Here is a 21022-nt window from a genome sequence, read left to right as displayed (position 1 = left end):
ATCGCATTCGCTCGGCTTGAGGCCGCGGTGACCTCGGGAAGCATGTCAGGTGGCGTACTCGGCTTCATCTTACAAGATGGAAGCCGGATCACACGTGCCACCGGGCACGCTCAACTCGTACCCGAACCTCGGCCAATGACGGAAGATATCTGGTTCGATCTCGCTTCAGTCTCCAATGTCATCTTCGCCACTGAGCGGATACTGAGCCACGCCCGAAATGGCCGCATCGATCATGATGCACCGCTCGTTACTTTGATACCGGACTTACATCTTTACCACCCGGATACCGCTCGGGAGCAGCAATTTACGGTTCGTCAGTGCCTTGGTTATCAGACTGGTTTACTACCTGTCTTCCCGATCTACACCTATGGCAGTGATCCCGACCGGCTGCGTGCCTTCGTGTTGCAGCATGAATGGCCTCGTAGATCGGCGGCTTATTCCTGTATCAACTTCATCTTGATCGGCATTGGTCTTGAGCGGCTCGAGGGGTGCCGGATACGCAACATGGATCTGGGTTTGGATTTGCATTTTCCGGTAATGAGCACATCACGGCGGCGACCGAACACTGCAATTAGCGCGGGCGGATGATGGTCGGCGAGGTTCATGACGAGAATTGCTTCGCTCTTCAGGGTTCTGGCAATGCAGGGCTCTTTGGCAACGTAAGTTCGGTTCTCGACTTTGCGCAATACCTGCTTGAACAGGATGCTGCTGGTGACAGCCATACGCGCCTTCTGCGTACCGATATCGGTACGGCACGCGGCCACGGCTGGGAACTGCCATATCCGGATTGGTCGGGCAGTCATTGTTCGAACCAAACAATCGGACATACAGGATTTACTGGCGCTGGGCTCTGGGTCGACTTTGCTGAGGGACATGCTTGGACCTTGATGATCAACCGGGTACACCTCGGCAGATTCACAGAGAGTAAGATCATCCCGCTGCGCCAGGCGGTTGCTGCAGCACTCTACGGAAAGGACTGAACATGGAACCAATCTGGGCCGTGGGGCTAATGACCGGCACCGTCCTTGATGGCTATATTGACTTGGCCTTGCTGAGAACCGATGGAGAGACGATCACTGAATTCGGTGCCTACGAGTTGGTTCCTTACCCAGACGAGACCAAGCGTTTGCTTGAAAAGACACTCGCCGAAGCGCGCGCCTGGGCCTTTGACGGACCGGAGCCTGAAATATTTTCCGAAGCCGAAACCGCAATCTCCCGTGCTCAAGCCGCTGCGGTGCGTCGAGTTGCTGAAGTTGGGGGCCTCACCATGGCCGACATCGGCATAGTGGGTTTCCATGGCCAAACAGTCCTTCATCGTGCGCCAACTCCCGGTCGTATTGGCGCGACGCGCCAACTGGGTGACGGTCGTTTGATGGCGCGCATTCTCGGTACGGATGTCGCCTATGACTTTCGCTCAGCTGATATTGCTGCTGGTGGACAGGGAGCGCCTTTGTCGGCGATCTACCATAAGGCCCTGATGGCTACAGCCGGCAATCAGGAAAGCACTGCCGTGCTAAATCTTGGCGGTGTTGCCAACGTCACATGGGTTTCTGCCAAGGGGGAAATCGCTGCCTTTGATACCGGTCCCGCCAACGCACCGCTCAACGATTTCGTCAAGTCGATGGGGGCGGGAGAAATGGATCGAGATGGTACCTTTGCGTTTGCCGGAACCGTGGATAAGGATCGACTGGCCAAACGGCTGACGATACCTTATCTCAGTCAGCCCTATCCGAAATCGCTGGACCGTTTCGATTTCGGCTTTGACTGGGTGGAGGGGCTGTCATTGGAAGACGGTGCAGCCACATTGACCGCCTTTTCGGCTGCGGCCGTTGGTGCAGGTCTTGATATCCTGCCAAGCCGTCCGACCCGCCTCGTGGTCTGCGGTGGTGGGCGCTGGAACCCGGCGATGATGAAAATGCTCAACATCTACGCAAGGGTCGAGGCCGTTGCCGCCGAGGACTACGGCTGGCGAGCAGACGCCGTCGAGGCAGAATGTTTTGCTCTGCTTGCGGTAAGAACCTTACGCGGTTTACCGATATCTCTTCCGACAACAACCGGAGTAAAGGCCCCGCTGTGTGGGGGGCGTATCGCCCGGTCAAACCAAAGCAAAGGCCCCACCTTAACGATCACTGACGCGCCGGTGGACCATGACCAGGCGATTCATGGGAAACTCTCTGCTTTTAATGCAGCCTTTGTGGGAGAGCCAAACCGGTCTGAATTGCAAGTAACTCTGCACGAGCCGGATGGGAGCCTCGTCGCTGGAGCTTTCGGTTTCACCATCTGGAACTATCTCTACATTCAGTGGCTTTGGGTTGCGGAGGGCTATCGGAGGCAAGGGATGGCGAACCGGCTTATTGCGGCGGCCGAAAATCGCGCGTTGGAGCGCGGTTGTACCGGTGCCTGGATCGACACATTCAGTCAAGCTGGATTGGGTGCCTATCGCAAGGCAGGCTACGAAGTCTTCGGCGAATTGCCGAATTTCGCAGCCGGGCAGGCACGGATCTTCCTTCGAAAGTCGCTGGAAATGATAAACAAGGGCTGAGACCATGGATAGACTGCGCATCAGAGGGGGAAACAAACTGCGTGGGGTAGTAGATATTTCCGGCGCAAAGAACGCTGCGCTACCCCAGATCGCAGCTGCGCTGTTGAGCCCATATCCGGTCGAATTGACTAATTTGCCGGCAGTGCGCGACGTCGACACGATGCTAACGCTGGTTTCCTTCCACAATGCACAGGTGGAACGCGGTACCGGCAGCGTCGTGATCACGACAAAAGATCTGTCACAGCAGGAAACACCGTATGACACGGTCCGCCGCTTGCGTGCGACGGTTCTGGTGCTGGCGCCGCTTCTCGCGCGTTGCGGTCACGTCAAAGTCTCTTTACCGGGCGGTTGCGCGATCGGGGCCCGGCCTGTGGACATGCACATCCGGGCTCTGGAAACGCTAGGTGCCGAGATTGCGCTGGAGCGCGGGGTTATTGTCGCTTCCGCGCCGAATGGCTTGCGGGGAGCGCGGATCGTGCTCCCAGGACCTTCGGTTGGTGCAACCGCGGCGACCATGATGGCCAGCACCACGGCAAAAGGTGAGACAGAAATTCTAAACGCTGCCCGAGAACCGGAAATTGCTGACCTGGCAACATGCCTGCGGGCCATGGGTGCGGTTATCGAAGGAGAGGGGACGCATCGCATTCTTGTCGGCGGCGATACGAGCTGGCGCGCTGCCCAGCACCATTGCATTCCGGACCGTATAGAAGCGGGCACCTATGCCGTTGCTGCGGCGATTACCGGCGGTGAGCTGGAATTGCTCAACGCACGGCTAGAACACCTTGCGTCGATCGTTCAGGTTCTGGAGAGCATGGGTGTGGATGTGTGGCCGAGCGATCGCGGCATGGTGGTTGCCCGTCGCGGAGCACTTACGGGAACGGACATAACAACGGAGCCCTACCCAGGCTTTCCCACAGATCTTCAAGCACAGTTTATGGCCCTTTCCGCCTGTGCTGAAGGGGCTTCGCTCATTCGGGAGACCGTGTTCGAAAACCGATTTATGCATCTGCCTGAACTGTGCCGTTTGGGCGCCGAGATTAAGCTCCAGGGATCGAGTGCATTGGTTCGGGGAAAAACTGCCCTGTTCGGAACGAGCGTTATGGCGACGGATCTGCGTGCCTCGGTTTCTCTTGTTCTGGCAGGACTTGCGGCCGAGGGCGAAACGGTGGTCAACCGGATTTACCATCTCGACCGCGGTTACGAGCGGCTTGATGACAAGCTCCGGCGTTGCGGTGCCGACATTGAGCGGTTGTCGGCATGAACAAGGACCCTTTTTTCCTTGGTGTTGATGGCGGTGGAACTGGCTGCCGAGCGCGGATTGAAGACGCGGCTGGACAGGTTCTCGGGCAGGGACTGGCCGGACCGGCGGCGACGCGGCTAGGGATAGAAAAAGCATGGGCCGCGATCATGACGGCGAGCTCCGGAGCCTTGGATGAGGCGGGTCTTGAGCAGCAGGACCTTAAACACATCTGGGCGGGTATGGCACTGGCAGGTCTTGGACGGAAAGGAGCGCTGGATGCCCTGTCGAACTGCCCGCATGATTTTGCAGAGGTTGTTTTCGTCAATGACGGAATGGGAGCCTGTCTCGGAGCGCATTCAGGTCAAGACGGCGCAATTGTAATCGCTGGAACCGGATCAGTCGGCATAGGTATCGTTGGTATTCAGGAGCTCCGCGTTGGTGGCTATGGTTTTCCGATATCCGATGAGGGAAGTGGTGCCTTTCTCGGGTTAAACACCGTACGCGCCGCTTTGCGCGCCCATGATGGCCGTGAGGAGAAAACAGCTCTACTGGCAGAAGTGATGAAAAAATTTAGCGACGACCCCATGGAGGTCGTCAAATGGATGGACCAGGCGAGCGCCACGGACTACGCTGCCTTCGCTTCCGCGGTCTTGCGACATGCCGAACAGGGGGACCCGGCAGCACGGCAAACCGTTCAGGCAGCCGCCGGCGAGATCGACACACTGGTGCGCGCTCTACTCGCTCAAGGTGCTCCTAGGGTCTCGTTGCTCGGTGGATTGGCGAGCCCGCTGGAGCCGTGGCTTGCTCTCGATGTGCGCAGACGTCTGAAACCGGCTGATGGAGATGCAGTCTCTGGCGCAATTCTTTTGGCACGACGCTCTGCCCAGAAGCTGAAAAAGTAGTGAAAGACTTGACACGAAGCGGAGGAACCAACGGCGTCGACGCGCGAAATCTGACGGGACGGGAACACTCGACATTGCCAAGTTGTTTCTGCGAGATTTCGAAGGGAGTTGTCACATTGAGGAGCTGACGCGACGACGAGCTGTTAAGGAATGTGGATCAAGCCGCAGTTGACATGGTTTGCTAAATGCTCATGGCCTCGGCTCTAAGCTGTCGCAGTGTCTTGCTTGGCACCACCATCAAAACCAGTAACCCTCGCTCCTCCAACGGAGCAGTGTCAGATCAGATCGAAACTAATTCGTCTCAGAAGTCGCTCATATGTATCCGGCCTACTGATCGACGCGCGGGTCGTGGCCTTGTTGGGGTTACGCACGCACCGTTGTCTAATTAGCTGCAAGGTCCAGATTGACCGAATGGGCCGTCAGACTTTGGGGGCGTAATTGTTCCGTTCCATGCTTTCGATCTGTCACGAACACTTTTGGGTTGATTAGGTCATTGGGATCGATATGGTTCTTGTGGCGGCAGTCTTCGCACTAGGCGCTTAGAACGATGTTGGCGTCCGCCAAGGCGCCAGTAGTCCACTATGCAGCCCGTTCTTTGTATTCGGCTATCCGTCGTGAAATTGTGGACTTATCGACACCAAAGGCTCCGCGACCTCTTCGTAGGTCGGTAAGCTGCCGTCTTCATGGGGCGTCTCCAGCAGCTTTACAGCCATCTCGATTTGTTTATCACCGAGCTTTCGCTTGCGGCCGAATTTGGTGCCCTTAGCCTTGGCCGCTTCCAGTCCTCGCAGGGTCCGCTCGCGAATGAGATTCCGTTCCAACTCGGCGAAGGCGCCTGCGATTGTGAAGATCGCCTTGCCGGTCGCGCTGCTCGGATCGATGCCGTCCGATAGCGATTGAAAGGCAACTCCTCGCTGTTTCATGTCCTGAATGAAGTCCAGCAACTCGACCGTCCTACAGCCGAGACGATCCAGCTTCCAGATCACGAGAGTATCGCCTTCGCGCAGGCGGGAGAGGGCCTTTTCCAGTTCTGGTCGGATAACCCGGCCGGAAGAGATCTTCTCGCTGTAGACCTCATTGCAGCCTGCGTCCTGAAGCGCCTTCAGCTGAAGATCCAGATTTTGCTCATGGGTCGATACGCGCGCGTAGCCGATCTTCATGTTGCATAATTCAAAAATAATTTTTACTAATGAAACAATACATATGCAACAACACGAATCGCAGCTTTCTGCCGAAGATCCGCTTCTCTGCAACCCTTGCGAAAACGATCGATTACGCAACGGAGATATTTCGCACAAGATTCCTGTTGCGTGTGTCATAAACGATATATACCCTCATAGGTGCAATTTGCATTTGGACGCCGCGATGTTGATTGCCGAAGACGCAGAAGCCGGACCCTGGCACTTGGTCCGGCTTCTTTCGTTACGGCTACTGGGACAAGGGGTCTGATGCCGGGCGGGGCAATCCTACGCTAGCAAAAGCGGCCGTTGATGATAAGCGTAGCGAAGGGCGGCAGCGGACGACCGCTTCGGCGATACCGAACGGCAGCTGTTTCTAGTAGAAGGCAAATCATTTACGTTGTCGGCATGGCTTTTCGTGGATTGTTTATAGGTATCGACAGATACGCTTCACCCGACATCAGTTGGTTAAGTTACGCTCGCCGCGACGCAAAAGCGCTGGAAGCGCTATTTGCGGATACACTGGTTGGGTCAATGAGAATGTTGACCGATGCGGAAGCCACGCGAGCTGGCATTCCAAAACCTCCGCGACTGTGACCCAGACGACACCGTGGTCGTCAGCTTTTCTGGCCATGGATCAGAGACGCATGAGTTGGTCACACACGATGCACAACTAGACGATCTTACGCGCACGGCAATTCCTCTTGATGAACTGACAGAATGGTTTACCCGCATCCCCGCAAAGCACCTTGTACTCTTTCTTGATTGCTGTTTCTCAGGCGGTGCTGGCGCGAAGGTGCTTCAGGTCGACATGGTGTCGAAGAGCGTCAAGTCAGTTGACGCAAAGCTAGGCGCACTCTCGGGCGAAGGGCGGATAATTCTCACGGCATCAAGCGCAACCGAGCCGGCCTGGGAAAGTCATAAGTACGGACATGGATTTTTTACTCACGTACTGATTGAGGCATTGCAGGGCCCTGAGGAAATCGCGCAAGGAGGGCGGCTTCCGATATATCCGCTGCTACAATACGTGACCGACCGAGTGATTGATTTTGCTCAGAAAATTGGCCGCTCCCAAAATCCTACGTTACGCGGAACAATTAATGGTGCATTGGATTGGCCGGTTTTCAAAGCTGGCCCAAGATATCTTCAAGCGTTTCCCGATCGTTCTAATGCGAAGGCAACAGCAGACGTAAATAGCCTTGCTGCGTTTGGACTCCCTCAACCACTGCTGGAGGCATTGGCAACAGCGATACCAAGTTTGAACCAGTTGCAGATCGATGCCGTAAACGAGTTCGGTGTTCTCAACAGTGAACACCTAGTTGTATCCGCCCCTACATCGTCAGGGAAGACGATGATCGGTGAGCTTGCTGCACTTAGAAGTCTGATTGACAGAAAACGAGCCTTATTTCTCTTACCACTAAAAGCACTCGTTGCTGACAAGGCCCGACACTTAGAGAATGTTTATGCATCTTTCGGTGTGCGTACTATTGAAGCAACGGGGGAAACCGATGACATCTCCGATCTGCTGCGTGGCCAATATGATATCGCTCTTCTGACATACGAAAAATTTACAGCGATTGCACTCTCGTTCCCGCACGTCTTGGAGCAGGTCGGCGTCGTAGTTGTTGACGAAACACAGATGCTTGCAGACCCAACGCGCGGTGCCAATCTCGAGTCTCTCCTTACTCTCATCCGTATGCGCAGACGAGAAGTGGACCTGTCACGTTTCTGTGCCGCCCCAAGTACTCGTTCAAGCCACTTTCCGTTCGAACGCGACCGGGCTTTTCCAGCCGAGGGCTGAGTGCCGCCGTCGCGGATTGTAGAAACCGTTGATGTATTCGAAGATTGCCATCTCAGCCTGCCGCCTGGTTGCCCATGATCGCCGCCAGATTAGCTCGGCCTTGATGGTTTTGAAGAACGTCTCGACGGCAGCATTGTCAAAGCAATTGCCCTTTCCGCTCATTGATACGTTGAAGCTGTGCTGGCGCAGGATTTTCTGGTAGTCGTGAGAACAATATTGGCTGCCGCGGTCGGTATGATGAACGCATCCCTTCGGTGGTGCGCGGAATGCAATGGCCATTCTCAAGGCCCGGATCGCCAAGTCGCGCTTCATGCGATTGCTGACAGCCCAACCGATCACACGCCTTGAATGCAGGTCCAGGATCACTGTGAGATATAACCACCCTTCTCGCGTCCAGACATAACTGATGTCGTCCGCCCATTTCTGGTTTGGCTTGTCCGCAGTGAAGTCCCGATCCAGCAGGTTGGGTGCGATATTGAACTTGTGATCGCTGTCTGTCGTGACCTTGTGCATGCGGGTTCTCACAACGGAGATGCCGTTCTGACGCATCAAACGACCTACACGGCGGTGACCCACATCCAAACCGATCTCCTTCAGCTCTTCGGTCATTCTTGGCCGACCATAGCTGCCCAGGCTGAGACGGGATTGTTCCCTGATATGTGCCAACGTGATCAAATCAAACCGCTGCCGTCGGCTGGCCGGACGGGTGCGGAAGGCCCGCAATCCGCGCGTGCTGACACCGACAACATGGCATAAGCGTTTGGCCGGAAAACTGTCAAGGTGTTCTTCGATGAACCTAAATCTCATTGCTTTAGGCCCGCGAAGAACTGGGTGGCCTTTTTTAGGATGTCCCTCTCCTCCTTGAGAATGCGCACCTCGCGTCGAAGGCGTTCATTCTCCTGCGCGAGGCTCAAATCCTCTTTCGACACCACATCAGTGTCTCGATGTGCCGTGATCCATTTGTTCAGCGTCGACAGACCGACACCTAAATCAGAAGCCACCTGCTTGCGTGTAAACCCGCTCGTCAGTGCGATCCGCACCGCATCTTGGCGGAATTCTTCTGTCCGTCTCAGGACCATAGTCAGTCTCCTTTGCTGCAGTAAATGCTATCAAAGGAGCGGCATCAAACCGCGACAGGTCCAGGATGTATTTATGGCGCGCTGTTGATGCTGAAGGCGAGGTTCTTGATATCCTTGTTCAGCCGCGGCGCGATAAACACGCCGCCAAGAAGCTGATTCGAAAACTCCTGAGAAAGCAGGGCATACCACCGACCACATTCGTGACTGACAAGCTTCGTTCCTATGTCGCAGCACTAGGTGATCTTGGATTTAAACAACGCCACGTGACGGGTGGCCGACTGAACAATCGTGCCGAAAATTCCCATCAGCCAGTGCGCCGGCGAGAACGATCGTGGATCGGCTTCAAGCGACCAGGAACAACGCAACGTTTTCTCTCCACCCACGCCACCATCTACAACTGCTTCAACTTCCAACGCCACCTCATCTCGGATCTGTCGCAAGCATTGAACCATTGACCGTGTGAAACTGTATGAGCGAGGTTTCGCGACAGTTTCCATCAAGTCAGGCTCAGATGATAATCTCGTTCAAAGGCCACCAATTCCCGAAAGACGTCATTCTGCATGCGGTGTTTTTCTATGTTCGCTATTCAATTTCCTATCGCGATCTGGAAGAAATCTTAACCGAGCGGGGCATGAACGTCGATCACGCGACACTAAATAGGCGAGTCGTTAAGTTCTCGCCTTTGGTTGCTGTAGAGGTGCACAAACGAAAGCAATCGACGGCAAATTCCTGGCGCATGGACGAAACTTACATCAAGGTTCGCGGGCAATGGATGTATCTCTACCGAGCTGTCGATCGTGATGGCAAAACCCTCGATTTCATGTTGTCTAAGCGTCGAAACGCGGCGACTGCAACGCGTTTCTTCGCGAAAGCGTTGTCCAGTAACGACATTCCCATGCGGATTGTGATAGACAAAAGCGGCGCAAATGGCGCAGGGATCACGGAGGTTAACAGAATCTTAAAACGCTTTGGCTGCCTGGCCAAGATTAACACCGTGAGATCGAAGTATCTCAACAATATGATCGAGCAAGACCATCGGTTTATCAAACAGCGAACACGCCCGATGCTCGGATTCAAATCGTTCAATACAGCTATGGCGACGCTTGAAGGCGTCGAAATTGCTCAGACGATCCGGAAGAGACAATTCGATTTAGATGGCAGCGGCTTCGCGCAATTTGCAACGCTCGCTGGATAACTGTGTCTGATCGATTAGGTGCCTTCAACCTCATCTGAAGTTTGCGACAGAGCCTGGGAAAAGTCATATTCTCGCAAGCCGGGGTGGTGATCGGTGCGAATGTCATCAATTACGCAACAGAGATATTTAGCACAAAGTTCCTATTGCGAGTGTTGCTAACGATATATACCCTCATAGGTGCATTTGGCATTTGAACGCCGAGATGCTGATTGCCGAAGACGCAGAAGCCGGGCCCTCCACACAGGTCCGGCTTCTTTCGTTACGGCTTCTGGGGCAGGGACTTCTCGCCGTTGCGCGCCGCTGGTGAAACGCCGATCTTCCGACGCCTCTTCGAATCGGATCAGTTGGCGGATACGGTCAGATTAAAACCTAAGGCCTTAATCACTGCATGAACGGTTGTGAACTGAGGGTTTCCGTTTTCGCTGAGTGCCTTGTACAGAGCCTCGCGCTTGATACCAGATTGCCGGGCGATATCCGTCATTCCGCGCGCTCGGGCAATAGTGCCGATTGTACGGTTGATGTAAGCCGAGTCGCCAGTTTTGAGGGCTTCTGAAAGAAACAGGGCGATATCTTCGTCAGTTTCCAGGTATTCGGCGGCGTCGAATTTTGTGAGTTTTTCGGTCATGGTATTTACTCCAGTTCGCCAGCAATACTGATCGCAAGGGCGATATCCTTTTGCTGCGTTTTCTTGTTACCCGCGCAAAGCACGACGATCAAAACATTGCCCTGACGCTTAAGATACACGCGGTAGCCTGGGCCGTGGTGTATCCGTAACTCACTCACCCCAGACCCAACCGGCTTGATATCACCGGTTAATCCGTCCTGTAGGCGGTCGATGTGCGACAAAATGATAGTACGGGCTTGTCTGTCTTTAAGCCGTCTTATCCATTTTTCGAACCTGTCCGTCTTCTGTACTTCAATCATGATAAACTGTAATCTACAGAGGACTGTTTTGCAAGCGTTTTCGCAGAAATCCAAGGAAAAGTGGCCGGGAACAGCTATGTTTTTGCTCCTGGCCGCAAGCTCCTGGCACCTCCTAGACCGGGACACCGAAGGCCACGCCACCGACTAGGATGAGGGCGGGCAGGATCACCAAGATGGTGATCGCGCCTAAGGTTTCGAGAGCGAGGCGTGTCACTGTGCGGCGCTCTCTTCACGTTCTCGCTGTACTTCCTTCGCGGCATAGCGTCCGGGGTTGGTTAGCTGCCGCTGCCAAGCGCCTTGGCTCGGTGCCCAACGGAAACCCGCGCGTTTTAGGATGCTCCGCACGGTCTTTTCCGGCTTGCTGTCAAAGATGAACTGGATCCGGTTCTCTTCGGTGTTCTCTACGATCTCATGGCCGTCGCCTTGGATTGGTTCGGCTGCGACACGCTGCGCGGCCCGTTCCAGGTCCTCGATGCGCCTTTTTAAGGCGTCGGATCTCTGCGCTATTATTCGGTAGCTGGTAGTCCTGCGCGGGGCCTTTCTCCCAAGAGTATTGAGCCTTATAGGTCGTCACTAATTTGCGCTCGGGTTCGCTCAGTTCCGCTAGAGCGCGCGCCGTAGCCGGAGCGTCCGGCTTCTTCTGGTGCATGCGCCAAATTTTGTTGAGACGCTTGAAAGCCTCCTGACGTTCGACGCGCTGCGCGAGCTTGGTTTTCAGCTTCTCGATTGCGTCGGGGTCGTCGGCACCGATTCCGCCGGTTCCGACACTTGCCGCTTTCGCTCGGTAGTGCTCGGCCTTCTTCTCGTTATCGATGCCCGCGCGCATGTGGTTGTCATGACGTTCCAGGTCGCGCCGGTGTCTGGCTTCGGAGTGGTGGCCGACAAGAATTGGCTGGCCTGGGGGGATTCCTTCAACTTGACTGTGCGCCGCATTGAAGCGGGCATTTGCGTTTGCCTCCGCCTTCGCGGCCCGGCCCTCGTACCGCTCGCGCCTTGCTTCCTGCTTCGCTTCGTACTTGTTTGGTGCTTCGGTTTCGCCGTTCGCACTGGCTAGGCCGCAATCAGTCTGTGCTGTCTTGTCCATGGCTCTCTTTCCTTTCATCAACGAAACCCCCGGAAGGGAGGGGGTCGACGAAAAGGGGACGTGTGCCGAGGGCAAGCGCCTGGTCACCGCGTGCGGCCGGAACGCAGTGGAGGACCGGCCTCTGCCGGTTGAACAGGTGACTGAACACGGCTAAGCGGAACCGTCGCCACCCGGACTACCGGGGATTTCCTAAAAACACCGTGGCCGGCGCGATCGCGCCGGGCTCCATTTGAAGGCCGCAGGCCGTTCCGAGAGGGATAGTCACCCGAATGGGCCGAGACTTTAGGCTCGGTGGAGCTTGGTGAGGAACGAGCCTAGCGGAATAAAGCTCGGCCCCCTTGCGGGGCGAGCTGATCCATCTCTGTTCGGCGCGCGGCATATCTCTCTCGTCGATCTGGCGGGGAGTTGACCGTGTCTTCTGCGCATAGCTCGACGAGAGCGGCAGTTGTGAGCGTGAAACCCCGCACAAAACTACCGTTTTCAGAAAAGGTGTTTAGGATCCTAACAACGCTTTTAGCCCAACCGTGGATCCCGGACGGGACCCACGCATCTGCACTGGGTTCCCTGCGGCCCGGCTTTTTTGCCCGCCGCAGCCGGACAACTCAGCCGTTAAGTGCAACGCAACCCATAATTTTTCTTGTTAGCGCTTCATGATTATCTAAAATTGTGCTCGGTGATCCCTAAGACACCGAGAAATGAGTCTCTCTTTGACTCGCTGTTGTTTTTGAAAACTAAGCAGGGCCGGACCTCGCACCGGCCCTGTTTTTTTTTTGTAAGAGACCGTCTCTCATCAAGCTAAACAGGCCCACTTCGGGCCAGTTGGGCGTTCCTGAAGCTCTCAGACATCGAAAAAGCGAAGGGGGCCAGATGGTCGGCACGTGTGCCTCTGTCCAGAGGCAAGCCAGAAGCGAAAAACCCTTGTCGGGATCTCAGCCGCGCTTTTTTGAAGCTATTGAAATTCTGGAGGTTTTCGGCTTGTGAGCGTGTGCAGAAAAACCAAAGGGCACCTGACGGTGCCCTTGGCTAGTAGTTCCCTTTCGGGAAGCGGTCACCCTTTCGGGGCCGTTTGTAAGTTTAATATGGTGCAATAGTGGATAATTGTCAAAAGCTTTTTACAATTATACGCGCCCGAACAAACTAAAGTATGTGTATATTATCAATTGGTTAACATATTATCACTGCACTTCAGGAAGGCAGTCTAACACCACCTGTAAAAGCTCATTAAATTCATCAACCGGAAGTCGGTTAATCCCTGTCTTTGCCGGAACTAAGCGGCTCACAGCATACGTGGATAGCTTATCACAGATCGCCCACGCCGCACGACCATCAATGGTCGTGCGCAGCGGAAACGCCCATTTATTGCCCTTTTGCGCTTGTGTAGAGCATGGAATCACCGTCACCGCACCATAAAGCCTGGACGCCTTTGAGATAATGATAACGGGGCGCAGCTTCCAAAATTCCGGCAACTGGGCATCTTCTGGGAATTTGCACCAATATAATTGACGAATTTTCGGGGCAGCTTTTAGTTTTGGTTCTACTTGGGGAGGTGGATTATCTGAGTTACTCATAAACCCTGTTTATCAAAAAACCAAAAAATAACAAGCTGCTTAGCAGGCTCAACTGGACCGAAGCAGCTTGATGCAGAAGGTGAAAATTTTTTCTTGGTTGCGCAACAACCGGCACAGTATGCGAGCGATGGCTTGTACCCAAAGGCAGCAAGCCACAGGCCCGGCCTGACAACTTTTCCGTTAAGAGTAACGCAACCTTCAATTTTTGTTGATAGCAGGTTGTGATTATCTAGAATTGTAGCGTGAGCTTCCCCAAGCCACAAAAAAGAAATGAGCCAATCCCAGGTTCAACTTCGCAAAATCAACCTAAGCAGGGCCGGGAATCACACCGGCCCTGTTTTTTTGTAGGAGACCGTTTTTTGACGTTGCGCTTCGTCTACCGGTCCGGAGAGATAAATGCCAACTTTGAACGATATTCGTTGGGACAGACCTATTTGGGGTCGGTTGCGGGAGGGGGCGAAATGACACCCTACGGATTTCCCGGCTCCACGTTTGAATAAGTTGGGCCTCGTTTTCTTATCTGGGTATGCCCCCATTGTGGAGATTTACAGGCCCACCAGTCATTTCGAACGTCCGCTCGCAAAGCTTTGCTGCTAAATCGACCATTTCGTTAGTCTCACAGGGAGACAGCAGCCGCTGTATCAGTGTCCTCACATCCTCAGGACACTCGGTTGAGGTCAGCACTCGAGTCAGATTCTTTCCGCCATCAACAGCGTAACCGTCCCATTGGCGAACGAGAAGATCGAGAACAAGGTGTATCAAACCGATTGCATGATAACGAGCGTGCATCGGGAGGCGCTTTTCCCGATAACCCAAGGTTTTATCATGTTGAATTGTGAGACCGCATCGAAGCGATGCTCGCTCGTCTTCGGGTACGGGAGGCCAAGATGCAAGAACCGATCGCGCGATCTCTGCCAGGTCCTCATAAAGTTGCTCTGGATCGAATAGCACGCGTCCGTTGGCGAATGTGTAATGGTGCTTTGGCATCCGATACGGTTTGGAGAGGATTTTTTGCCATGTTTCCAAACTGTATACCGTTACCTCAACACGCCGCCCTCCAACTCTTTCCATCAGCCAGTGGTTAGATAGGTCCTTGGGTGCGATAGCGTAAAGATCAGGTAGCGTCCCTGGGCGTGGTGTAAATTGCTGTGATCCTGAGCGTTGGGTGGTCACGGAAGTTCTCCGGTAGGGTTTGGTTTGCAGACCTGACCTTCAAAAAGGAGATCAACCATGACCAAGGACAGTCTATCAGAAACCGCCGCTCTTAAGGCGCTTCTTTCAGAAACCTCCGATCATCAACTTCTTGCTCAGATGCTTAGCTTTGTCGCCGATCGCCTAATGGCTCTAGATGTTGAGCAGCTCTGCGGTGCTGGTTCGCATGAGCGTTCGGATGACCGGGTCAATCATCGTAATGGTTATCGCAGGCGGCCCTGGGAAACGCGGGCTGGATCTATTGACGTCCAGATCCCAAAGCTGAGGAAGGGTTCGTATTTCCCTGAGTTCCTGGAACCGCGCCGGGCCTCGGAGAAGGTGATGACCGCCGTGATCCAGGAAGCCTACATCCAGGGCATCTCGACCCGATCGGTAGATGATCTGGTCAAAGCCATGGGCATGAGCGGTATTTCCAAGAGCCAGGTCTCCCGGCTCTGCGCTGAGATTGACGGACGCGTTGAAGCTTTCCTGAACCGCCCATTGGAAGGCGACTGGCCTTATCTCTGGCTGGATGCCACCTACATCAGGGTTCGGCGTTCGGGACGGATCGTCAGCGTGGCCGCCATAGTGGCCGTGGCTGTTAACATGGACGGACGGCGCGAAGTGCTGGGCATTGCCATCCAACCCAGCGAGGCGGAAGTGTTCTGGGATGAGTTCCTGCGCGCACTCGCGGACCGGGGCTTACGCGGCGTCAAGCTGATCATCGCCGACGAGCACAAAGGCCTGAAGGCCGCTGCCGCCAAAGTACTCGGCGCCACCATTCAGCGCTGCCGCGTGCATTTCATGCGCAACGCCCTTGCCTGTGTCGCTAGAAAGGATCGGCCGATTGTCACTGCGGCACTGAGGACTGCGTTTGATCAGGATAGTCTGGAAGCCTCGAAGAAGCACTGGACCAAGCTGATCGAGGCCTTTCAGTCCTGCCACCCCAAACTCGCAGAACTGATGATGCGCGCCGAGGACGATGTCCTGGCCTACAAGACTTTCCCGCCCAGCCATTGGCGGCAGATCCACTCAACAAATCCACTGGAACGACTGAACAAGGAGATCAAACGCCGCACCAATGTCATCGGCATCTTTCCAAACGAAGCCGCCATACGCAGGCTCGTTGGAGCCCTCATGCTCGAGCAGAATGACGAATGGGCCGTCACACGTCGATACATGACTCTGGAAACCGTCGCCGCTATCAGCGAGGATACAATTATCGAACCGGCTAAAATCGCCGCTCTATAATCCCGGCATGCTAAATCCGCCGGAGAGCTTTTACACCACTCAATGGGACACTACCAAAGATCAACGTCCGATAATGAATGAGGCTTTTGGTTCGCGTACCCACCAGCCCATAAAACAGCCCGGTAATTTCCGGACGTACACATCTGTTCAATTAGAGTGTTTATGGGTTGTTCAAACTGCATCACGCGATCAACGATCTATTTTGCTTAAACGAAAAAGCTGCGCATTTGTCATGAGATTTACCCTCGATGCCAGTACTAGTCCTTCCGCGGGATTTGCAGACCCGCAACGCTAATTATGTGTGAGAAATTCATGACTCAGCAACCCCATAATCAAGTCGTCACACCACTCACCTTTGATAAAGGCTGTTTCGCGTTCGCGCCCCTCTTCAACAAATCCAACAGATTTATAGCAACGGATCGCCCGCTCGTTATAGTCGATCACCCGCAAGGCGATGCGATGCAAATTCATTGTCGTGAAAGCGTATTGCAACGCGATCCGGATCGCCTCTCTGCCAAGACCGTTCCCCAGCTTTTCTGGATTGTAGATACCGGTCGCTAAGCGGGCTCGCCGATCATGATTGTCGATCGCGTCGAACCTTAGTTCGCCAATGAAACGGTTTTCATGTTCAATAGTCCATGCGCAAGGATGTTGCCGCAGGTTTTCTACCCATTTTTTTGCGGCCTTGAACGATAATTTCTGCACTCCATCCATGCTCTGGAAAGCGCCCTGAGAATCGGACGTCATGGTGAAATTCGAGACCGAACAATGGAAGGTCAACACTATCGCATGGCGGGGCTGAACCTGCATTTATTGGAATGCGCTTCAGCTGAGCCAAGCCGTCACGGAGCGACAGAAAGAAGGGCTACCTGCTGCGCCTGAGCTCCTGGCGCACATTTCACCCCTGGGATGGGCGCATATTCTGATCACAGGCGAGTACAGATGGCCAAAACGATGATCTGGACCCTTAGGGTGTCATTTCGCCCCCTCCCGCAACTGACCCCCTGTTGACGAACTGGAAAGACGCGGACTTTCCAGACCTTGATGGAGTTTGCTTTGTATGTGACTTTCACCACTGAGAACTTTTAAAAAAATAAATGGATGATACTTCAAGTGGAAACCGAGCGATTGACTTTCTCACAAGTGGAATTGCTTCACGCTAGAGACTATCGAGCGATGATGTCTGACGCTGAGATGGGGCGACACACAGATATTCCTTGCCAGCCTACCGAAGAACAAGCTCTGGAGTTCATAAACTGGATGATGAACTTGAACTCCACAGACAAAGGGAGAGCTTGGACGCTGCAACAGGGAGATCAGATTGTCGGTTTTATCAGGTTGAATAGGATAGATAAAAGTAAGTCCCTTGCGACAGTCGGCTACGAACTTGCCAAACCATTCTGGGGGAAAGGCTTGGTTTCTGAAGCGCTTAGGGCATTGGTTAATCACGCTCACGGGCAAATGGGGTTACACAGGCTAGAGGCTGGGGTCTTCGATGGTAATACAGCAAGCGCCAGAGTTCTGGAAAAGGCTGGTTTTCAAAAAGAAGGCGTACAACGCTCATGTCTCGAACACAGAAATGAAAGACGTGATCTATGGCTTTATGGTCGTTTGGCTTCTGACCAATCTGACTGCCCGCATCCTTAAGCTACTCGATGCAAAAAAGGCTCTGAGTCAGCTTTCGCCACGTTTTGAACGAACGGCTGCTTGGCTGATTCCGCAAGGGCAGATGTTGACGGAAGGTACACGGTAGATTATGCGCATCGATCGTCGTGCTCAAGCGGGTCGGGTCAGAACTCTGATGATCCGGAGCGCCTACAGCCGACCCCAATCCGGACGGTCCAACTGACCGAAGCCGCATACTTGGGGTCGATTACGGCTCAGTGCAGAAAAGCACTCTAAGGATTTTTATCTTTTAAAGTCAGCGACTTACAATCTGCCGAATTCCTATTTTCGCCGAAATGCTCGGTAAATAATATTCATATTTTTCAAGAGCTTATTTTCTTAACGTACAATTTAGCACTGAGCCGTAATTGATGGTGTGGATGCCCTCTCCTGAAACGGCATCGCAATGTGCCATGGTGGATTTGTATCAACCACCAAAGTAAGAGAGAGCATCCATGAGTGAAGATATCATCATCGGCGTTGACCTGGCAAAAAACGTCTTCCAGTTGCACGGGGCCCAGCGGAATGGCCAAGTGCTGTTCCGCAAGAAGCTGTCACGGGCGCAATTTCGAACCTTCTGTGAGAAACATCCCCGATGCCTTGTTGCGATGGAGGCGTGCTCGACATCGCATTATTGGGCGCGAGAGCTGCAAGGCATGGGGCACGAGATACGCTTGATCCCACCGCTTTACGTCAAGCCTTTCGTCAAGCGGAACAAAAACGATGCCGCCGATGCTGAGGCCATCACGGAAGCTGCATTGCGTCCCAGCATGTCCTACGTTGTTCCCAAGTCAGCGGACCAACAAGCTTCGACGATGATGATGCGCACGCGGGATCAGCTACTGGAACAACGTACAGCCACCGTGAACGCGTTGCGCGGCCATTTGGCGGAATTCGGCATCATAGCGCCGGTGGGGATCAAAAATGTCTCCAAACTCAGATCGATCCTTGCTGATGCTGAGGATATCCCTGTGCTTGTCACCGAGATGGCCAATCTGCATTTTGATCGCATCGACCGCCTGAGCTGCGATATTGAGGCGCTGACGGCGAAGATCAAAGATCACTGTTGTGAAAGTGATACCGCTAAGCGCTTACGTTCTATGCCTGGGATTGGGCCAATTGCAGCGATAGTGATCGAAGCTTTTGCGCCTGACATGGCGCATTTTGAGAAAGGGAGAGACTTCGCCGCTTGGCTTGGCCTTGTACCTAAGCAGCATTCGTCGGGCGGAAAAACCCGCCTTGGCCAGACGAGTAAGATGGGGCAACGTGATATTCGCCGGGTGTTGATCACGGGTGCCATGAGCCGGATCGCCGGGTATGCAAGACAAAACAGTCGCGCAGAGCCCTGGCTTCAAGACAAGCTGGATCGCAAACCCAAAATGATTGCCGCGATTGCTCTGGCCAACAAAATGGCGCGTCAGATTTGGGCGATGATCACCAAGGAAGAAAAGTATCAACCGAGAAAAATAGTGGCATAGAATTCTGAGCGCCGACCCAGGCGCCAGAGCGCAAGGAGTGCACTGAGAAGAATGGACGTCGATTGAACAAGTCCTGATCGGAGAGCCAGATAGGGGTCGGGCGCTTAAAGAGCCCTCGGAATCGAATTGGAACCGATCAGCGAACTGACCATCTTGGCCCGCGGCGCGTGAAAAGCCGCAACACGAGGCCTGACACACGACCGCAATCAATCGCCTTCAAACAGATCACAAGTTCCTTGCAAAAACGGGGGCAATGGTATGGACCCCGCCGCCCTCGGGCGGCGTATCATTGGAAATGAAAACAGGAGGGCTCATGCCATGCAAATCAATAGGATCGGCCTTGATCTGGCCAAATACGTCTTTGAAGTTCACGCTGTCGATGATGATGATCGGGTTGTGCTTCGCAAAACCCTCAGGCGAGATTCCGTTGCGCAATTCTTTGCTGAGCTTGAGTCATGTATTGTCGGAATGGAAGCCTGCTGCGGATCACATTACTGGGCACGGGTATTGACGGATTTGGGGCACGAGGTGCGTCTGATCTCGCCGCAGTTCGTGAAACCGTATGTGAAATCCAACAAGAATGATCGCAATGACGCCGAAGCAATTTGTGAGGCAGTAGGCAGACCATCGATGCGGTTCGTGTCGCCAAAATCACCCGAGCAGTTGGAAATACAGGCTGTTCACCGGATCCGTCAGCGGGTGGTTGCAAACCGCACGCGGCTTGTGAACCAGGTCCGCGGTCTTCTCGGGGAACATGGTATCGTGGCGGCGCGAGATATCACCCGAATCCGGCGCACTCTTAATGAAATCACGGATGGTCAGTCGGGAGACTTGGGGGAGCTCTTTATCGAGATGTTGCGCGACATGCGCGAAGAATTGGCCGAGCTCGACACACGTCTGGCTGGCTATAATCGTCGGATCAGGGATCTCTTTCGTTCCAATGAGATGTGCCAGCGCATCGGTCAGATCGAAGGGATTGGTCCGATAACGGCAACCGCGCTGGTCGCCGCAGTCGGGAATCAATCTTGCTTCAAAAATGGCCGACAGTTCGCTGCTTGGCTGGGGTTGGTCCCAAAGCAACACTCCAGCGGCGGAAAAGCGCGTTTGTTCGGTATCAGCAAGAGAAGCGACAGGTATCTGCGGACCATGCTGATACATGGAGCACGCGCGGTGCTGGGGCGTGCCGCTGGAAAGACGGATCTACGCAGCCAGTGGATCAACCGCATGCGAAAACGACGGCACCCGAATGTAGTCGCCGTCGCCTTGGCCAACAAGAACGCGCGGATCGTTTGGTCGCTTCTGTCTCGAGAGCAAGAATACCGCTCAGATCACACCGTCGCATACGGATGATAATCGATTAAGGCTGCTAAACGGAGGAGATTTATCAAGAATATTGCAACATCTGCCAGGGATGGAAAAGGGTCACGCCCGTTGCTTCTCGAACCTGATGTGTGGATCGGCAAGGTCAACATCGATGCCTTAGGGGCGATGAGGGAGAAGCAAGCGGAAATCCATCGGGGCTCGCGGCGTTGATATATCAGGCCGCCCAAAGAAGCCGGATATACATCAGCAATCGCGACCTCCGATCCAAACCCAAACAGACCGTTGCAATCAGGTGGGGTCCATATACATCCACACACGACCCCGAGTGCTGCTTTTGATGATCGCTCCAAATCTCGCGTTGTTACTTCGCTTCAAGCGCTTCGAAAGCGGCCTGCTGTTCATCATCAGCTGAATTAGTTCTGACCTGATCTGACACAGCTCTGTTGGAGGAGCGAGGGTTACCGGTTTTGACGTGGCGTCTGTCAGTTCAGGTTTGGTCTACAAGTTTTTCCTTCCAGATAGTCTTGCCTTCCACCAGGGTCTGCATTGGCGTTCGACCTTCGCAGATTTTACCCTGATGAGTGCGTTCATTGTTGTAGTA

Annotated in this window: 18 protein-coding genes and 3 pseudogenes; 13 read left to right on the top strand and 8 right to left on the bottom strand. The window is 54.1% G+C overall.

Annotation, left to right across the window (positions count from 1 at the left end):
- Positions 1-27 precede the first annotated feature (27 nt).
- The 5 genes from QMZ18_RS37000 to QMZ18_RS35985 are packed head-to-tail and all read left to right on the top strand — an operon-like array spanning position 28 to position 4684.
- The gene (locus QMZ18_RS37000) at positions 28-588 is read left to right on the top strand and encodes a serine hydrolase domain-containing protein (protein ID WP_322097676.1); all 561 of its coding nucleotides are present in this window, start codon (positions 28-30) and stop codon (positions 586-588) included.
- A complete protein-coding gene (locus QMZ18_RS36995) occupies positions 585-980 on the top strand; it encodes a serine hydrolase (RefSeq protein WP_322097674.1) in 396 nt (131 codons plus the stop codon). Before QMZ18_RS37000 ends, QMZ18_RS36995 begins: the two co-directional genes overlap by 4 nt.
- Before the next feature lie 2 nt (positions 981-982).
- Positions 983-2542: an anhydro-N-acetylmuramic acid kinase gene (locus QMZ18_RS36000; protein ID WP_322097673.1), complete on the top strand. Its 1560-nt coding sequence runs from the start codon at positions 983-985 to the stop codon at positions 2540-2542.
- A gap of 4 nt (positions 2543-2546) precedes the next feature.
- Positions 2547-3803, top strand: a complete 1257-nt coding sequence (gene murA / locus QMZ18_RS35990) for a UDP-N-acetylglucosamine 1-carboxyvinyltransferase (protein ID WP_282611277.1) — start codon at positions 2547-2549, stop codon at positions 3801-3803.
- Positions 3800-4684, top strand: a complete 885-nt coding sequence (locus QMZ18_RS35985; RefSeq protein WP_282611276.1) for an N-acetylglucosamine kinase — start codon at positions 3800-3802, stop codon at positions 4682-4684. Before murA ends, QMZ18_RS35985 begins: the two co-directional genes overlap by 4 nt.
- A gap of 605 nt (positions 4685-5289) precedes the next feature.
- Here the strand turns inward: QMZ18_RS35985 and QMZ18_RS35980 are convergent.
- A complete protein-coding gene (locus QMZ18_RS35980; RefSeq protein WP_282611275.1) occupies positions 5290-5844 on the bottom strand; it encodes a recombinase family protein in 555 nt (184 codons plus the stop codon).
- A gap of 568 nt (positions 5845-6412) precedes the next feature.
- On the opposite strand from QMZ18_RS35980, the gene QMZ18_RS35975 reads away from it, so the two are divergent.
- Positions 6413-7663 carry a DEAD/DEAH box helicase gene (locus QMZ18_RS35975; protein ID WP_282611274.1) on the top strand — a complete coding sequence of 417 codons (1251 nt, stop codon included), beginning with the start codon at positions 6413-6415 and terminating at the stop codon, positions 7661-7663.
- Here the strand turns inward: QMZ18_RS35975 and QMZ18_RS35970 are convergent.
- Positions 7613-8742, bottom strand: a protein-coding gene (locus tag QMZ18_RS35970) for an IS3 family transposase (RefSeq protein ID WP_282611273.1) whose coding sequence is annotated in 2 segments (ribosomal slippage) — positions 7613-8499 and positions 8499-8742 — 1131 coding nt in all. Because the reading frame shifts where the segments join, the coding sequence is not laid out codon by codon here. The two genes, QMZ18_RS35975 and QMZ18_RS35970, sit on opposite strands and share 51 nt — an antisense overlap.
- A gap of 65 nt (positions 8743-8807) precedes the next feature.
- Here QMZ18_RS35970 and QMZ18_RS35965 point away from each other — a divergent pair.
- Together QMZ18_RS35965 and QMZ18_RS35960 are read left to right on the top strand one after the other, a co-directional pair.
- Positions 8808-9170, top strand: a pseudogene (locus QMZ18_RS35965) (transposase); the annotation flags it as partial.
- A gap of 83 nt (positions 9171-9253) precedes the next feature.
- Positions 9254-9937 (top strand): IS6 family transposase, encoded by a 684-nt coding sequence (locus QMZ18_RS35960; RefSeq protein WP_282611285.1) that lies wholly within the window; start codon positions 9254-9256, stop codon positions 9935-9937.
- A 340-nt stretch (positions 9938-10277) separates the two neighbouring features.
- Here the strand turns inward: QMZ18_RS35960 and QMZ18_RS35955 are convergent, their stop codons facing one another.
- The 4 genes from QMZ18_RS35955 to QMZ18_RS35940 form a co-directional block, all read right to left on the bottom strand.
- Positions 10278-10562 carry an addiction module antidote protein gene (locus tag QMZ18_RS35955; RefSeq protein ID WP_282611272.1) on the bottom strand — a complete coding sequence of 95 codons (285 nt, stop codon included), beginning with the start codon at positions 10560-10562 and terminating at the stop codon, positions 10278-10280.
- Between the two features lie 5 nt (positions 10563-10567).
- Positions 10568-10861 carry a type II toxin-antitoxin system RelE/ParE family toxin gene (locus QMZ18_RS35950; RefSeq protein ID WP_282611271.1) on the bottom strand — a complete coding sequence of 98 codons (294 nt, stop codon included), beginning with the start codon at positions 10859-10861 and terminating at the stop codon, positions 10568-10570.
- 409 nt (positions 10862-11270) lie between these two features.
- Entirely contained in the window at positions 11271-11945 is a 675-nt protein-coding gene (locus QMZ18_RS35945; RefSeq protein WP_282611270.1) for a DUF3560 domain-containing protein, read from the bottom strand.
- A 1175-nt stretch (positions 11946-13120) separates the two neighbouring features.
- Positions 13121-13513 (bottom strand): type II toxin-antitoxin system PemK/MazF family toxin, encoded by a 393-nt coding sequence (locus tag QMZ18_RS35940; protein ID WP_282611269.1) that lies wholly within the window; start codon positions 13511-13513, stop codon positions 13121-13123.
- Between the two features lie 1230 nt (positions 13514-14743).
- On the opposite strand from QMZ18_RS35940, the gene QMZ18_RS35935 reads away from it, so the two are divergent.
- Positions 14744-15955, top strand: a complete 1212-nt coding sequence (locus tag QMZ18_RS35935; protein ID WP_282611268.1) for an IS256 family transposase — start codon at positions 14744-14746, stop codon at positions 15953-15955.
- A 291-nt stretch (positions 15956-16246) separates the two neighbouring features.
- Here the strand turns inward: QMZ18_RS35935 and QMZ18_RS35930 are convergent, their stop codons facing one another.
- Positions 16247-16669, bottom strand: a complete 423-nt coding sequence (locus tag QMZ18_RS35930; RefSeq protein ID WP_282611284.1) for a GNAT family N-acetyltransferase — start codon at positions 16667-16669, stop codon at positions 16247-16249.
- Here QMZ18_RS35930 and QMZ18_RS35925 point away from each other — a divergent pair.
- From QMZ18_RS35925 to QMZ18_RS35910, 4 genes and pseudogenes are all read left to right on the top strand, one after another.
- Positions 16667-16913, top strand: a pseudogene (locus QMZ18_RS35925) (Tn3 family transposase); the annotation flags it as partial. The gene QMZ18_RS35930 and the pseudogene QMZ18_RS35925 sit on opposite strands and share 3 nt — an antisense overlap.
- Before the next feature lie 155 nt (positions 16914-17068).
- The gene (locus QMZ18_RS35920; protein WP_282611267.1) at positions 17069-17602 is read left to right on the top strand and encodes a GNAT family N-acetyltransferase; all 534 of its coding nucleotides are present in this window, start codon (positions 17069-17071) and stop codon (positions 17600-17602) included.
- A 473-nt stretch (positions 17603-18075) separates the two neighbouring features.
- Positions 18076-19098: an IS110 family transposase gene (locus QMZ18_RS35915; protein ID WP_282611266.1), complete on the top strand. Its 1023-nt coding sequence runs from the start codon at positions 18076-18078 to the stop codon at positions 19096-19098.
- Positions 19099-19416: 318 nt separating this feature from the next.
- A complete protein-coding gene (locus QMZ18_RS35910; RefSeq protein WP_282611265.1) occupies positions 19417-20448 on the top strand; it encodes an IS110 family transposase in 1032 nt (343 codons plus the stop codon).
- A 460-nt stretch (positions 20449-20908) separates the two neighbouring features.
- Here the strand turns inward: QMZ18_RS35910 and QMZ18_RS35905 are convergent.
- Positions 20909-21022 (bottom strand): annotated as a pseudogene (locus QMZ18_RS35905) (IS481 family transposase); the annotation flags it as partial.

This window comes from Pelagibius sp. Alg239-R121, from assembly GCF_947331435.1.
Classification (GTDB): domain Bacteria; phylum Pseudomonadota; class Alphaproteobacteria; order Kiloniellales; family Kiloniellaceae; genus Denitrobaculum.
This window is presented reverse-complemented; position numbering and strand designations above follow the sequence as displayed.